We start from the raw sequence: 14,720 nt of genomic DNA, 5'->3' as shown, positions 1-14,720 counted from the left end.
GACAGCGAAGTTGGTCGACTGACGAAAATGGTTTCAAAAAAGGACGGGTGGTCACGCGATGTGCTGCTGCTACCCTATCAGCTGAAACATCTGACGCTGAAGAACAGGATCAAGACGACCAGTCATGAACCCGCCTACCCCGAAGACGGTATGCCGAAAGAGCGTTACCGTGCCTATCATGAGATGCGCGCAAAAGCTGGGGTGGCGATGACCATGACGGCGGGCTCTGCCACCGTCAGTCGCGACAGCCCTCTGGTGTTCAACAACGTCCTTGCCTACAAGGACGAGGTGGTGCGCTGGATGGCCGAATTGACGGATGCCTGCCATGCTCATGGTTGCGCGGTCATGATCCCGTTGACCCATCTGGGGCGGCGCACGGGTTGGAACAAGGGCGATTGGCTGCCGTCGGTCTCTTCTTCGCATTACCGTGAACCGGCCCACCGGGCCTTTGCAAAGAAGATGGAAGACCATGATATCGAACGGATCGTGAGCGACTACGCCGATGCAGCCGAGCGTATGAAGGCCGCGGGTCTCGACGGAATCGAATTGCAAGCCTATAGCCACCTGATCGATCAGTTCTGGTCGCCGCTGACCAATAAGATGGACGCGCCCTAAGGCGGCAGTTTCGACAATCGGTTGCGGTTCGGCTTCATGGTTCTGGATGCGATCCGCGACCGTGTCGGGCAGGATTTCATCGTTGGCGTCCGCTATACCGCGGATGAGGTTGAAAAAGGCGGCATCACCGAAGAAGACGGGCTGGAAATCGCCCGGCGGCTGCGCGACAGCGGTCAGGTCGGTTTCCTGAAAGTCATTCGCGGGGGCATTCATACGGATCCGGCCATGACGGATGTGATTCCCGCGGCCAATTCCCGCCGCCGGACGGTCGTCGTCGGCGCCGGGCCCGGAGGGCTTGAAGCGGCGCGGGTCGCGCATGATGTTGCCGTTTTGGAAGCGGCCCCTGAACCTGGCGGTCAGGTGCGTCTGGCCGCGCAATCCCGGCACCGGGCCGAGAAGGACGGGATCATCGACTGGCACATGGCGCAATATGCTGCGCGTGACGTCAGGTTCCAGTTCAACACGTTTGCAGAGGCCGAGAACGTAACAGCCCTTTCCCCTGATATGGTCGTGATCGCAACCGGAGGCTTGCCCGAGAAGACAATATTGGAAACCGGCAAAGGTCTGGCGATTTCGGCGTGGGACATCCTGTCCGCAGACGTGCCCCCCCGCGAAATTGTCCTGATCCACGATGATGCGGGCGACCACCCGGCCCTGATGGCGGCAGAAATCATCGCCGAATCCGGTGCGCAGGTTGAGATCATGACCCGCGACCGCAGCTTTGTGCCCGAGATCATGGGCATGACTCTGGTGCCATATATGCGGGCGCTGCAAAAAACGGGGGCGGTGTTCACCGTAACCCGGACGCTGAAATCGCTGGTACGTTCAGGCAATCAACTGGAAGCGGCGATTGGAACGGATTACTCGGATCTTGTTGAAAAGCGCATGTATGATCAGGTGATTGTCAATCAGGGCACCTTGCCTCTGGATGATCTCTATTTCCAACTCAAGCCGCTTTCGCGAAATCGTGGCCGTGTGGATCACGACGCTTTGGTCGCCAATTCGGGTGACGTGTTTCCGCAGGTGGACCCGAATGCCGGTTTTGATCTTTGCCGGATCGGAGACGCCGTTTTTTCACGCAACATACACGCGGCAGTCTATGACGCGCAGCGCCTTGGCCTTCGGTGGTGACGCCACCGGAATACGAGTTGAAGACGATCGCGACGTTGATGGGCACGGACGACCGGTGGCGCGAGGACGTCCACTTTTGCAGCGGATGCCTGGCCAACGACAATTTCTGGTGGGTTTCGATCATACAACTGAATAACGCCATGCCACCTGACCCAGAGATTGTCGGCGCGGACCGCTGGCTTGACATGTGGCGCGAGCGGTTGGCAGGCGCCGCGTTTTGGCCGTCACCGAATATCACCAACACGTCCCTGTGGCTGATTCAGCAGACGCTTGAGGCAGACGCCGTTTCCGCAGCAGAGCTTGCGATTTGCTCGCCGCCAAGCTTCGGGGCGGCCGCAGGCGATATGTGCTCTTTCGCCATTCCCGGAGACATGGCGGCAGACTGCCGGATCGACGCCGCCGGCGCGTTGCAGTTCAAAGCGGCGCCACTTGCAGACGCGCTTGATATCCTAGGGCAACCGTCCGTCGATCTGAAAGTGTCCGCAGATCAGGCTCAGGGCTTTGTCGTTGCATTGTTGGTGGACGAAGCCCCGAACGGTGCGCAGACGCTGATTGCACGGGGATTCTGCAACCTCAACCACCGCATCAGCGATATAGAACCCACACCGATCACACCCGGCGAGGAGATGGCTGTAACCGTCCCGATGTATGGAACAGGATATCGGGTTCCGCCGGGTCATCGCATCGTTTTGCAGATCGCTTCGGCGTATTGGCCCGTACTCTGGCCCGCCCCCGAACCTGTGACGCTCACGATCCGTCCGGGTCAATCTCAGTAGCATTTGCCCATCCGCAACCCAGGCGTTGACACAACGGAACCCCGCCCGCTGCCGGAACCGGCAGCGTCCGGTGAGGCCGCAAGAAAGACCAAGGTGCGCTCGGGCTCGATGGAACGCTCGGTCCACACGGACCTGACCAATGGCAAGGTGACACACAAGTTTTTTCTGGATGGGGGCGTTTTCGGGCCGGTGGGAGATTTCCGCCTGGACGATATTGGGACGGTGCTCAGCGACGTGTCGGATCGAAGATATACAATCCTTCCGGGTGATCCGCTTTCGGCTGTTGCCACGATGGAGCAGACCGCCGGTTTCGACCGAGAAGACTGGTCGGCCAGGATCTGGACCTATTCCGAACAACAGGCAACGGCCACCGAGTTTCATTTGATCTCGCGCCTGAAGGCATGGTCAGGAGAGGAGCTGATCTTTGAAGAAGAGAAAGCGCATGTCATTCCGCGCAATGGAATGTAGTTGAAAACACCTTGGAACAACGGCGCTGAGACCCGTGGCGGGACTTGCCTTTGCAGTCCTGTCAACCCAACCGAATGGTCCAGGCCTGCGCGGACATGTCTGGACGGGTCTGTCGTTGCACCATGTGCCGGTCAGAACCCCAAAGCACTGCCGGATTTGATGGTATCCATGGAAACGAAGGTTCTGAACTTTCGAATATTTCCGTTTTCAAAGAACATCCTGCGGGTGAAATCTTCGTAGACCGCCATGCTTTCGACGACCACGACAATCATGAAATCAACCTCTCCGGTCACGTAAAAGCATTGCTGGACTTCCGGAGCATTCAGCAGGGTTTTCTTGACGGCATCAATCTCGTCCGGGGTTTCGCTGACCAGTTCAAGTTCAACGAAGATGGTAAGCTGAAGACCCACGGCCGCCGGGTCAACGACGGCCACATTGGCTCGTATCACGCCCTCGGCCTCCATCCGGCGGATACGGCGCTGCACCGAGGGCGCGGACAGATTTACGGCCTCGCCAATCTTGTGCTGCGTGGTTCTGTTGTCTTGTTGCAAAATCCGCAGGATCGCGCGGTCAAAATCATCCAATTGCGTCATGTGAAAGAAACTTGCATCGCTGGCCACCAACTAGAGCCCTTTTTTCAGGTCTCTTGCAATAAACTTGTTTCACACATGTGAAGCAACACGTCGAAGGGGAAGTTTTGCCGTGACAGCATTGACAGAACGCCTGCGTGCGTTGCGCCACGAGTTTCATCGCAACCCCGAGCTTGGATTTCAGGAAGTTCGGACCAAGGCCCGGATTGCCGAGCATCTGCGCAACCTGGGCATCGAGGTGTTTGAAGGGGTCGGTGTCGTGGGCGTCTTGAAGGCGGGCAATGGCAATCGCGCCATCGGGCTGCGCGCGGATTTCGACGCGCTGCCGATCACCGAAGTCAACACGTTTGCGCACACGTCGCAGAACGAAGGTGTCATGCATGCCTGTGGCCATGATGGCCACACGGTGATGCTGCTTGGGGCCGCCGAATTGCTGGCCAAGGATCCGGCGTTTGACGGCACGGTTGTCTTTCTGTTCCAGCCCAACGAAGAGCATGGGCTTGGGGCAAGGGCGATGATCGATGAAGGGGTTTTGCGGACCTTCCCGATTGATGAGGTTTACGGCGCGCACAATCTTCCGGGAGAGCCTGTCGGGCGGGTTTCCACCCGCGCCGGTGTCATCTGTTGCAGTGAAAGCCTGTTTGAAATCACGCTTTCCGGTCAAGGCGGTCATGCCTCGATGCCGCATGTCGGGCGCGAAACGATCACGCCTGCGGCGGAACTGGTATTGGCCCTGCAAACCATCGTTTCACGCAAACTTGCACCTTCATCCGGCGCCGTGGTGTCGGTGACCGAGTTCATCACCGACGGGCAGCGCAATGTGCTTCCGGGGCGCACTGTTCTGAAAGGTGACGCGCGGGCCATGTCACCGGAAGACCGCAAGTTGATCGAACGCACCATGCGCCAGATCGCAGGCGGTGTGGCCGAAAGCCATGGCGTCGAGGTGAGTGTGGATTTCCGTACCGAATTCATCGAGGCAAACAATGATGCCGATGCCGCATCGCATGTCGTTGCAGCGGCTTCGGCCATGGGCCTTGAGGTGGACGGAGACCACCCTGCCATGTCTTTTTCTGAAGATTTTGCCGAATTTGCTGCCGTTGTGCCCGGGTGTTTCCTGCTTATCGGCAACGGGACCGAAGGATCAAATGGCCGACCGCTGCACTCGGCTGATTACGATTTCAACGACGAACTGCTCCCGCTGGGTGCAGAACTCTGGGCAGAGCTGGTGCGGCAGCGCCTGCCGCTGACCCCCTGACAGGATACACGACCATGACAGAAATCATCGTGCATCAGGCAGGCAGGCCGAGCTTCGGCCCCGCTGCCGAAACCGTTTTGACACAACAGGATTTCGATCGCGCAGCAAGGGAAATCATCCAATGGGAGGGGTATGCGCCAACGCCTCTGCATTCTTTGCCCGCGTTGGCAGCCGAGATCGGCGTCGCGGAGGTTCACTACAAAGATGAAGGTCCCCGGTTTGGTCTTGGAAGTTTCAAGGCCTTGGGGGGGGCCTTTGCCGCCTTGCGCGTTCTGCAACGTGAAATATCGCGCCGGACCGGTCAGGACGTGTCATTGGAAGATATCCGTACTGGCCGCTGCGCCGACATGGTTGCCAGTATCACGCTTGTTTCGGCGACCGATGGAAACCACGGTCGGTCGCTTGCGTGGGGGTGCAAGCGGTTCGGCGCGCCTTGCCGGATCTACATTCACGCCGAAGTCAGTGAAGGTCGCGCGCAGGCCATGCGCGAACTCGGGGCCGACGTCGTGCGCATCGATGGAGACTATGACGCCTCGGTGGATCAGTGTCGGCGGGAAGCCGACGAGAACGGCTGGTTCGTGGTTTCGGACACATCCTGGCCAGGCTACACCGACCCGCCGCGCGACGTGATGTCGGGCTATGGCGTCATGGTCAAGGAAGTCGTGGATGCAATGGACGCGGCACCGACGCATGTCTTTCTGCAAGGTGGAGTTGGAGGGCTTGCCGCGGCGGTTGCGGCAGCTTTGCGTCAGGCCTGGGGTGATGCCGCGCCGCGCGTCGTGGTCGTGGAACCGCATCTGGCGGCGTGTTTGTTCGAAAGCGCAAGGCAGGGGCAAGCCGCGTCCGTAGATATCGATGAAGAGACCATCATGGCGGGTTTGTCCTGCGGGGTGCCGTCTCCGATGGCGTGGGAGGTTTTGCGCAGCGAAGCGTCGGACTTTCTGACAATCGACGATCAGCTGATACCGCCCACCGTCCGTCGCCTGGCGCGTCCGCATGGCAGTGATCCGGCGATCGAAGCCGGTGAGAGCGGCGTTGCCGGATTGGCTGCATTGATCGAAGCAGCCAACAACCCCGAGCTTTTTCAGAAGCTTGGATTGACGCCGCAGTCTCGGGTTTTGACGATCGGTTCCGAAGGTGTGACGGATCCCGATATCTATGCCCGGATCATACAAGGCGACGTGTAGCTCAGCCGCAATTCCTGCGGGCACCGAGGCCAATCAGCTCAGCCCAAAGCCCAGTTGCAATGGGCCTTGGGACGGTTGAATCCGACATAGTGGCCTGCAACGGAGAAGTTCCATCAAACGACATCCCGATGTCGTAGGAGTTGTATACAGGCCAGACCCGCATCAGTAGCGGTTGGCCATGATACGCGCGTTAAACGAAAACTGGGCACTGTTCCTGGGGATGTTCATGCTGATGGTTGCCAACGGTCTGTTGGCGACGTTGCTGACGATCCGGGGGGCCAGTCTGGGCTTTAGTGACTTCACGATTTCCGTCATGCAGGCAAGCTATCCTTTGGGCGCGCTTGCGGGGACGGCACTTGCCCCGAGGCTGGTTGAAAATGTCGGGCATATTCGGGCATTTTCGGCCCTCGCCTCGCTGGTTTCGATTGCGGCCATCGTGCATCTGCTGACCAGCGACGCGATCAGCTGGAGCGTGATGCGTCTGTTGGGCGGGTTTTGTTACCCGGGGCTTTACGTCATCACCGAAAGCTGGCTGAACGCGAAATCCGAGAACAACATGCGCGCTCAGGTTCTGTCGCTATACTTCATTATACAGCTTGCCGGCCCGGCGCTTGGCACCGCCATAGTCGGCTTTCCCGACCCTACCGGGAACCTGCTGTTCGGGCTTGTTTCCATCCTGATTTCGCTTTCGATCGTGCCGCTTCTTCTGTCGGGCAACAAGGCGCCGGAGTATGCCGCGCCGGAACGCATGTCGGTTCCTGTGCTTTACAAGGTTTCGCCCATCGCAGTCATCGGAATCGTTCTGGTTAGCATCGGTGTCGCCGCGTCCTATATCTCGTTGCCGCTTTATGCGTTGCAAAACGGCTTTACGACGGCGCAGGCGTCAGGGGCGCTGGTGGCGGCGCTGATCGCCGGTGCGGTGGTGCAATACCCCGTAGGCTGGCTGTCGGATCACACCGACAGACGCTATGTCGTCATCGGGCTGGGTGTCGTTACGACCTTGTCCAGTCTTTGGATGGCCATCGATACGTCGCCGTCTCATATCGTCTATGGTTTTGTACTGATCGCAATCGGGCTGTATCCCGCGTATTCGATCCTGACGGCGCATGCCAATGATCAGCTCAAGCTGTCTCAGATCGTTCCCGCCAGTGGCACGATGGTGCTGCTGCTGAATGTCGGCCTGCTGGTGGGAACCATGCTGGGGCCGAACTCTATCTCATTGTTCGGCGGGCGCGGTCTTCCGTTTCTTCTGGCGGCTATCGGTATTGCGGTCGCCCTTTTCGCATTGATCCGGCGCGTTCAGGTGGCCGCGCCCACCGACACCGGCGATGTGCAGGTCGTGGGGATTATCGGCACCGGGCAACCCGGGGTCTTGCAGGCCGAAACCTGGGTTCAAGAGGAAGAAACCCGGACAAACCCGGACTCATCCCAAGGGTTTTAAGCATAGGCTGTTTCATTCACGTCCGGCGCGTCGGACGTCATGCCGATGCCGCGATCAAACCGAGATCGAAGCCGCCTTTGAAGCACCGGACCATTCTGCACCGCAGGACCCCGTCAGAAATCCGTCGCTCAACCGAATACCAGGATCAGCGCCACGCAGGGCGCCCTCCACTTCTCCTTGGGGAAGATCACCGTCGATACGTTTTCGATACAGTGTGCACAGCTGACGAAAACCGCCAGATTGCGGGGAAAGACGCAACGCCGAGATGCCAGCCTGTTTCAGCAGGTCGATCTGATGATCCGTACAGGCATGGCTGTCTGACAGGGTCTGCACACCGTTCATGGCCATAAAGGGCTTGCCGTCGCCGGTCAGAACGTCCAACCCGTCGGGATCGTCTTCGCAGGCAAACTGGCAATTGTCCTTGCTGCGCCCATGCAATCGCGCGTGGTAACAGCGCCCGGAAATGGCCAGCGGCAACCTGCCATGCCCCCATATTTCGATCGCGACGCCCAAGTCCGAGGCAGCTTGCGCCAGCGTTTTGACCGAAGCGATGGGCAATTCCGGCGGAAGACAAACCCGGCGCGCACCCCGAACGGCCAACCACCTCAAAGTGCCTTCGTTGTAGACATTTACCAACGGGCCAACGGCAAACGTGCAGGTGCCGGGCAAATGTGCCAGCGCGGTCAGATCGTTGATCTCGACCATGACGCCCATTTCTGCAAGCTCAGCGGTGAGATTGCGCTCGCGTTTCAGGGTCACCAGGGCCAGGCTTGTCAGCGCAACCTCTTTGCCCGCCTCCACCAGCCGGGAAATCGCTGCGGGGATACGATCCTGGTAAAACGGCAAGCGCTTGGAACAGACCAGTTCCCCAAGCACGACGCGGTCGACGGGCGATCGGGCCAGATCATCGTAAAATGCAGCCCAGGTTTCGGCGGGCCAGAAGAACTGGTTCGGACCTACTGTCAGTTCCATCGGATCACCTCCACGTCTTTTTGTAAGCGCCGGTCGTCATGGCCTGCCCTTCCGACAATCGCGCAAGCATACCTTCGGGCATCGGCTGGCCTGACTCCAGCGCATCGACCGCGGCGCGAAAATTCCGAACGACTTGTGCGACATAGGATTTTGACCGCTGGCGCCCTTCGATCTTCAAGGCTGTCACACCTGCCTTTTGCAATTGCGGGATCAGCCGTTCTGCGTTCAGACTGACGGGATCCTCGAACAGGTGCCCGGTTTTTTCACCTGCGGAAAAACACCCTTTGCACAAAGTCGGATACGGTGCGGGCTCATCCCGTTCGACCCGGTGGATCAGGTACCCGCCAAGGCGCGCGTTCAGCGCGCCCTGTTCTTCTTGATACTGCACATGGCTGGCAGGAGAACAGACACCGTTCATGTTTGGAGACAACCCGGTGGCATAAGAGGACAGCGAGCATCGCCCCTCGGCCATGACGCAAAGACCGCCGAACACGAAGACTTCGGTTTCGACGTCGGTTTCAGAGTTGATCGCGGCAATTTCCGGCACGGACAAAACGCGCGGCAAGACCACCCGCTTCACACCGAAAGTTTCAGCATAGAAATTGATCACGTCAGCATTGGCCGCCGCGGCCTGCACGGACAGATGTCTGCGCAGCTTGGGATGATGTCGCGCCGCGTAGTCCAGCAAGCCCAGATCGGCGAGAATGACAGCATCTGCACCGCAGATTTCGGCATCCGCCACGGCTTGTTTCCAGATCCCTTCGTTGCCCGCCTGCGGGAAGGTATTGATTGCAATCAACACCTTCGATCCGTGACCATGGGCAAAGGAAATTCCGGCCCGCATTTCAGCGCGGTCAAAGTTGAGCCCCGGAAAGTTCCGCGCATTGGTTTCGTCATTGAAGCCACAATAGACCGTGTGAGCCCCGGCCTTGACGGCTGCACGCAGGGCCGCGGGCGTTCCCGCCGGGCAAACGATTTCCATTACCATAGGATCGCGTCCTCGGGTCGGTTCAAACACAGGCCGGTCCGACGCTCTGCAAAGGCGATGATCTGCTTCAGCGGGCGCGCAAGCGGGCCGGAAAGGGCTGCGGCCTCGTGCGCGAGGTCCAGCTCTGCGTCGTCAATTGCGTTGCGCAGCGCCAGTGCCGCGGCTGTGTCGCCCTCGATCAGTAGATCGCGTGAAAAGAACAGGGCGTCACCGTCAAACGCACCATGCACCAGCCCCAACAGCGCGGCCAGTGGGCCGGAAATTCGCGCGGCCCCTGCCACGCGCCTTCGGCTAAGTCTTATTCTCGGTGCGCCGTCATTCGGTTCAAGCAGAAGGACAACGGGCAGATCCGTTGGATCAAGCACAAAGGCTGCCCGGCTGTATTTACCGAGCCGGTTGAGCAAGCCGGGGTGTTTCTTGGTTATTTTGCGGGAAAACGCCGTCAGTGACAGCGACAAAGGTGCAAGCGGAACAAACTGCAGGGCCGCGGCCAAAGCGGCAGGGCATCGCGGTATCGGGTTTCGGGGATCGGACAAACAGACCTCCTGCTGTCTCAACAAAGTGAACCGGTGCAGCCTTCCTAAAGCCGCACCGGCGCCCGGGACTTGACGGTTGTCAATTCGACCGGCCTCTTTCGCTGCTAGAGGGTGGGCACCACCGCCGGAGCAAACCCATTCGCACTCTGTCGCCATATCCCAGCCTTCGACATTTTCTGAAATGGTGTGAAGAAACAGGGCAGTTCAGGCGCATCGCCGAACCGGTTTCCGTGCGCCATCAAATGACCGCTGTCCACCGCGCCGTGTTAGAGGCCAATGGGCCCGTGTTGCAATTCGACACACCGACGGGCGTGCCCTCGGGGCAGTGCGACATACCGGTTGTGGTGAACCTGTTCGGAACTTCGGAACGCGTCGCCGCCGGACTGGGCGTTTCTTCCGATGGGCTGGACGATCTGGGCGCGTTTCTGGCCGCGCTTCGGGCCCCGACACCGCCGGGCGGGTTGCGGGATGCGCTGTCCCGGTGGCCGATGCTGAAGGCCGCATTGTCCACGCGGCCGAAGCAGGTCAAAACCGCCGCTGTTCAGCAGGTTTGCCACTGCGAAACCGATGTTGATCTTTCAGCGCTGCCGATCCAGACACATTGGCCCCGGGACGCGGGGCCCCTGATCACCTGGCCTGTGGTCATCACCCGGCCGCGTGGCAGCGAACCCGACGCGGCACAGACCTACAATGCCGGCGTCTATCGCGTTCAGGTGCTGGACCGGAACCGTCTGATCATGCGCTGGTTGCCACATCGCGGCGGGGCCGCTCATCATCGCAGTTGGGCGCAGCATGGCGAAACGATGCCGGTCGCAATTGTTCTGGGCGCAAACCCCGCGACCTTGTTGTCGGCGGCTCTGCCCCTGCCCGAAATGGTGTCTGAGCTGACATTTGCCGGGGCCCTGAACCAGAACCGGCCGCGGTTGGTTCCGGCCAAATCCGTCCCTCTGCTTGTACCGGCAGATGCCGAGATCGTTCTGGAAGGCTGGGTGTCGCCAAACGAGACAGCACCCGAAGGGCCGTTTGGGGATCACACCGGGTACTACAATCCCGCCGAGCCGTTTCCGGTGATGCATGTCACGGCCGTGACCCATTGCGAGGCGCCGCTGTATCTGTCAACCTATACTGGACGCCCGCCTGACGAACCTGCCATCATTGGCGAAGTGTTCAATCGCCTGGCCTTGCCGACCATTCGCGCTCAGATCCCCGAAATACACGACCTTTGGCTGCCGCCTGCCGCCTGTTCCTATCGCATCGCCATCGTCGCCATCGACAAGCGATATCCGGGCCAGGCCCGGCGTGTGATGATGGCGCTTTGGGGGATGCTGCCGCAATTCAGCTATACGAAGATGATCGTTGCGGTAGATGCCGATATCGATCCCCGAAACTGGGACGATATCGCCTGGGCGATTGCCACGCGAATGGACCCGGGCCGTGATGTGATGATCCTGGACAAGACACCCATGGATTATCTGGATTTCGCCTCACCCGAACCCGGTCTGGCCGGAAAGCTTGGCATCGACGCCACGACAAAAACAGGCAGTGAAACAGGGCGGGAATGGGGGACGGTCATGCGCACCGAAAAGGTTGATCACGCATTTGCGGAAGACCTGATAGACAGATTGATGCCAGAGCTGAGAACATGACGAAAACCCGAGTAGTCTTAGGCGTGTCAGGCGCTTCCGGTGCGGTTTTGAGCCTTGCGGTGGCACGACATCTGACATCAGCGGATATCGAAATCGACCTGGTCGTCAGCCCCGCCGCCCGTCTGACGCTTGCGCAGGAATGCGGCCCGGATGCCCTGAAGGAACTGCGGCAGTCGGCAAGCCGTCATCACGCGCCCGCCGATATCGGGGCCAGTATAGCATCCGGTTCGGTACCGGTATCCGGGATGATCGTCGCGCCCTGTTCCATGCGCTCACTGGGTGCGATTGCGCATGGCCTGGACGACAACCTGCTGACACGCGCGGCGGGCGTGCAGCTCAAGGAACGACGCCCACTGGTACTGCTGGCACGAGAAGCGCCGCTGACACTTGCTCATTTGCGCAATATGACGGCGGCCGCAGAAATGGGAGCCATCATCCTGCCCCCCGTGCCTGCCTTTTATTTGAACCCCGTCGACATAGCCGAAATCGCGGATCAGATCGCAGCGCGCGCGGTTGATTGTCTGAAGGTTTGCGAACCGGCCGCGAAACAGTGGCACCCCGAAACCGAGGCGGACCCTGTCGAACGATTCGAAAGCAAATTGCACATCCCATAGCCACAGATCGCGGATGAGATCTGTGGCCACGGCATGAGCTTGATCGGGCGGGCCGGTTGTTTCAGCCGCGCAGCCTGCCGCCCAAAGGATCGAACGGCGCATCTGCCAGCACCCGAGCCTTATGCGGTTTGCCAATCACCTGGATCACCACTTCATCCCCTGGCCGCGCTACCTCGGGGTTGCGGAAACCCAAAGCCAGAGATTTCCCGACTGAATACCCGTACGCCCCCGATGTGACACGGCCGACAGGCACACCATCGGGTGTAAAGATCGGCTCACTGCCGGTGGCGTCGGCATCCTCGGTCACGTCCAGTTCAAAGATGGACAGGACCTCGCGCGGAGCTTTTCCCTTGATGGACAGATAGGCGTCTTTGTGCAGGAAATCCTTGTCCAGCTTGATCAGGCCCGTTAGCCCGACCTCTTGCGGCCAGTATTCTTGGGAATATTCCCGCCCCCAGGATCCATAACCCTTTTCGATGCGCAGCGACCCAAGCGCCCGTCCACCCACGGGGCCGCCACCGCAGTCTTCGGCGGCTTCGAGCAATGCAGAGTAAAGCGCGACCTGATCGGTTTCGGCGCAGTGCAGTTCCCAACCCAGATCGCCGGTAAAGCTGACCCGGATGGCCACGCAATCAACACCTGCAACGGTGATCTTCCGGGACCGCATGAAGCGGAACGCTTCGTTGGAAAGGTCTGTATTGGTCAGGCGCGCCAATGCCTCGCGTGATTTTGGGCCGGCGATGTTGAACCCGGCAATGCGGTCCGTTGCGACTTCAAGAGTTGTGCCCTGAGGCATTTCCACCATCTGAAAGAAGCGCTGATGATAGCGTTCAGCCATGCCGGAGCCAATCATCATATATTCGTCTTCCGCCAGCTTGGTGATGGTGAAATCCCCCGCCACGCCACCGCGGACCGAGATCAGCGGCGTCAGGCAGCTGCGCCCAATTTCGGTCGGCACGCGATTGGCCACCAGGCGGTCCAGCCAGTCATAGGCGCCAGGCCCCTTGATCACGTAATTGGCGAAGTTCGAGATGTCGATCACGCCCACGCTGTCGCGCAGCATCTGAACCTCGCGCCCGACCGGATCAAACCAGTTCTGGCGGGTGAAACCAGTGGTCTCTTCGGTGCCGGGTTCATCGGCAAACCACAACGGGTGTTCCCAACCACAGTTGAGACCAAAGACACAGCCCATCTGTTTCTGCATCTCGTAGGCGGGGCGCACTCGGGCCGGGCGGCCTGCGCTGCGTTCTTCATTCGGGAAGTGGATTTTGAAGCGATGGGTGTAGGCGTCTTCGACCCGGGCCTTGGTGAACTTTTTGTCGGCCCAGTCGCCAAAGCGGGCGAGATCCCAGGCGAACATGTCATATTGCGGCTCACCCTCGATCATCCATTGCGCCGCCAACAGCCCCAGCCCACCGGATTGCGAGAAGCCGGGGATCAGGCCGCCGCAGAGGAAATAGTTCTTCAGCTCGGGCACCGGCCCCCACAGCATGTTAGCATCCGGCGACCAGATCATCGGGCCGTTTATCACCCGTTTCACCCCGGCTGTGGCGGCAACGGGCACGCGTTCGGTGGCGCGGATCACGTTTTCCATGATCCGGTCCAGATCGTCGGGGAACAGATCATGCGCAAAGTCGAGCGGCGTGCCGTCTTCGGCCCAGAACTTCATGTCTTTCTCATAGGCCCCGATCAGCAGGCCGTTGCCCTCTTGTCGGAAGTAATACTCGCCGTCCCGGTCGGCGATTGACGGCAGACGACGGCCCAGACTGGCCACTTCGTCGATGCTTTCGGTCACGAAATACTGATGTTCGGTCGGTTGCAGCGGCAGGGTCAAGCCTGCCAGCGCCGCCACCTCGCGCCCCCAGAGGCCCGCCGCGTTGACCACCCATTGGGCATGAATGTCACCCTTGGGCGTACGAACGATCCAACTGCCATCGGGTTGCTGTTCCGTGGCGATCACCGGGCAGAACCGTTCGATGGTGGCCCCCATCGCACGGGCCCCGGCGGCATAGGCGTGCGGCACGCCGGACGGGTCCACATTGCCGCCATCAGGTTCGTACATGATGCAGCGGATGTCATCGAACTGCGCCAGCGGGTGCAGCTCTTTGGCCTCTTCCCGGCTGATCTCGTGAAAATTCAGCCCATAAAACCGGGCCTTCGCCTCTTGCAGGCGCAGCTGTTGCTCGCGCTCTTCGGTCTGGGCCAGATAGAGCGATCCGGGCTGGAACACCCCGCAGCTTTGGCCGGTTTCCTTCTCCAGCTCTTTGTACAGGTTCATCGTATAGTGCTGGATGCGGGTGATGTTGTTGTTGTCATGCAGACCGTGGATGTTGGCCGCCGCGTGCCAGGTCGATCCGCTGGTCAACTCGTCGCGTTCCAGCAGGATGGAATCCGTCCAGCCGAGTTTGGCAAGGTGATACAGTATCGACGTACCGGCAAGGCCGCCGCCGATGACAACAGCTTGTGCATGGGTTTTCATGAGGGAATGTCCTTGGATATGG

Annotated in this window: 12 protein-coding genes and 1 pseudogene; 8 read left to right on the top strand and 5 right to left on the bottom strand. The window is 59.9% G+C overall.

Annotated features, from left to right (window positions below):
- The first annotated feature begins 27 nt into the window (after positions 1 to 27).
- The 3 genes and pseudogenes from GS614_RS11555 (at position 28) to GS614_RS11545 (ending at position 2,990) form a co-directional block, all read left to right on the top strand.
- Positions 28 to 1,746, top strand: a pseudogene (locus GS614_RS11555) (FAD-dependent oxidoreductase).
- A gap of 17 nt (positions 1,747 to 1,763) precedes the next feature.
- The gene (locus GS614_RS11550; RefSeq protein ID WP_216601157.1) at positions 1,764 to 2,522 is read left to right on the top strand and encodes a CocE/NonD family hydrolase C-terminal non-catalytic domain-containing protein; all 759 of its coding nucleotides are present in this window, start codon (positions 1,764 to 1,766) and stop codon (positions 2,520 to 2,522) included.
- Positions 2,523 to 2,525: 3 nt separating this feature from the next.
- Positions 2,526 to 2,990: a hypothetical protein gene (locus GS614_RS11545; protein WP_216601156.1), complete on the top strand. Its 465-nt coding sequence runs from the start codon at positions 2,526 to 2,528 to the stop codon at positions 2,988 to 2,990.
- A 131-nt stretch (positions 2,991 to 3,121) separates the two neighbouring features.
- Here the strand turns inward: GS614_RS11545 and GS614_RS11540 are convergent, their stop codons facing one another.
- Complete coding sequence (locus GS614_RS11540; protein ID WP_171726336.1) at positions 3,122 to 3,583, bottom strand: Lrp/AsnC family transcriptional regulator; 462 nt, start codon at positions 3,581 to 3,583, stop codon at positions 3,122 to 3,124.
- Positions 3,584 to 3,692: 109 nt separating this feature from the next.
- On the opposite strand from GS614_RS11540, the gene GS614_RS11535 reads away from it, so the two are divergent.
- The 3 genes from GS614_RS11535 (at position 3,693) to GS614_RS11525 (ending at position 7,463) form a co-directional block, all read left to right on the top strand.
- Positions 3,693 to 4,835, top strand: coding sequence for an amidohydrolase (locus tag GS614_RS11535; RefSeq protein ID WP_171726335.1), 1,143 nt, complete (start codon positions 3,693 to 3,695; stop codon positions 4,833 to 4,835).
- A gap of 14 nt (positions 4,836 to 4,849) precedes the next feature.
- Positions 4,850 to 6,022, top strand: coding sequence for a diaminopropionate ammonia-lyase (locus GS614_RS11530; RefSeq protein WP_171726334.1), 1,173 nt, complete (start codon positions 4,850 to 4,852; stop codon positions 6,020 to 6,022).
- Positions 6,023 to 6,200: 178 nt separating this feature from the next.
- A complete protein-coding gene (locus GS614_RS11525; RefSeq protein WP_171726333.1) occupies positions 6,201 to 7,463 on the top strand; it encodes an MFS transporter in 1,263 nt (420 codons plus the stop codon).
- Between the two features lie 54 nt (positions 7,464 to 7,517).
- Here the strand turns inward: GS614_RS11525 and GS614_RS11520 are convergent, their stop codons facing one another.
- From GS614_RS11520 to GS614_RS11510, 3 genes are read right to left on the bottom strand one after another with little or no spacing between them, the layout of a single operon-like run.
- On the bottom strand, positions 7,518 to 8,435 hold the full coding sequence (locus GS614_RS11520; RefSeq protein ID WP_171726332.1) for a U32 family peptidase: 918 nt from the start codon (positions 8,433 to 8,435) through the stop codon (positions 7,518 to 7,520).
- A gap of 4 nt (positions 8,436 to 8,439) precedes the next feature.
- Entirely contained in the window at positions 8,440 to 9,417 is a 978-nt protein-coding gene (locus tag GS614_RS11515) for a peptidase U32 family protein (protein WP_171615258.1), read from the bottom strand.
- Positions 9,417 to 9,959, bottom strand: coding sequence for an SCP2 domain-containing protein (locus GS614_RS11510; protein ID WP_367396986.1), 543 nt, complete (start codon positions 9,957 to 9,959; stop codon positions 9,417 to 9,419). The genes GS614_RS11515 and GS614_RS11510 overlap by 1 nt, the downstream gene beginning before the upstream one ends.
- A gap of 137 nt (positions 9,960 to 10,096) precedes the next feature.
- Between GS614_RS11510 and GS614_RS11505 the strand changes: the two genes are divergently transcribed.
- On the top strand, positions 10,097 to 11,605 hold the full coding sequence (locus tag GS614_RS11505) for a UbiD family decarboxylase (protein WP_171331563.1): 1,509 nt from the start codon (positions 10,097 to 10,099) through the stop codon (positions 11,603 to 11,605).
- The gene (locus GS614_RS11500) at positions 11,602 to 12,219 is read left to right on the top strand and encodes a UbiX family flavin prenyltransferase (protein ID WP_171726331.1); all 618 of its coding nucleotides are present in this window, start codon (positions 11,602 to 11,604) and stop codon (positions 12,217 to 12,219) included. Before GS614_RS11505 ends, GS614_RS11500 begins: the two co-directional genes overlap by 4 nt.
- 61 nt (positions 12,220 to 12,280) lie before the next feature.
- Here the strand turns inward: GS614_RS11500 and GS614_RS11495 are convergent, their stop codons facing one another.
- The gene (locus tag GS614_RS11495; protein ID WP_171726330.1) at positions 12,281 to 14,698 is read right to left on the bottom strand and encodes an FAD-dependent oxidoreductase; all 2,418 of its coding nucleotides are present in this window, start codon (positions 14,696 to 14,698) and stop codon (positions 12,281 to 12,283) included.
- Positions 14,699 to 14,720: the final 22 nt, after the last annotated feature.

Origin of the sequence: Ruegeria sp. HKCCD6604 (genome assembly GCF_013110635.1) — a bacterium.
In the GTDB taxonomy this organism is placed as follows: Bacteria; Pseudomonadota; Alphaproteobacteria; order Rhodobacterales; family Rhodobacteraceae; genus Ruegeria.
Note: the sequence above shows the minus strand (reverse complement) of the source record. Positions and strands in the feature narration are given on the sequence as shown.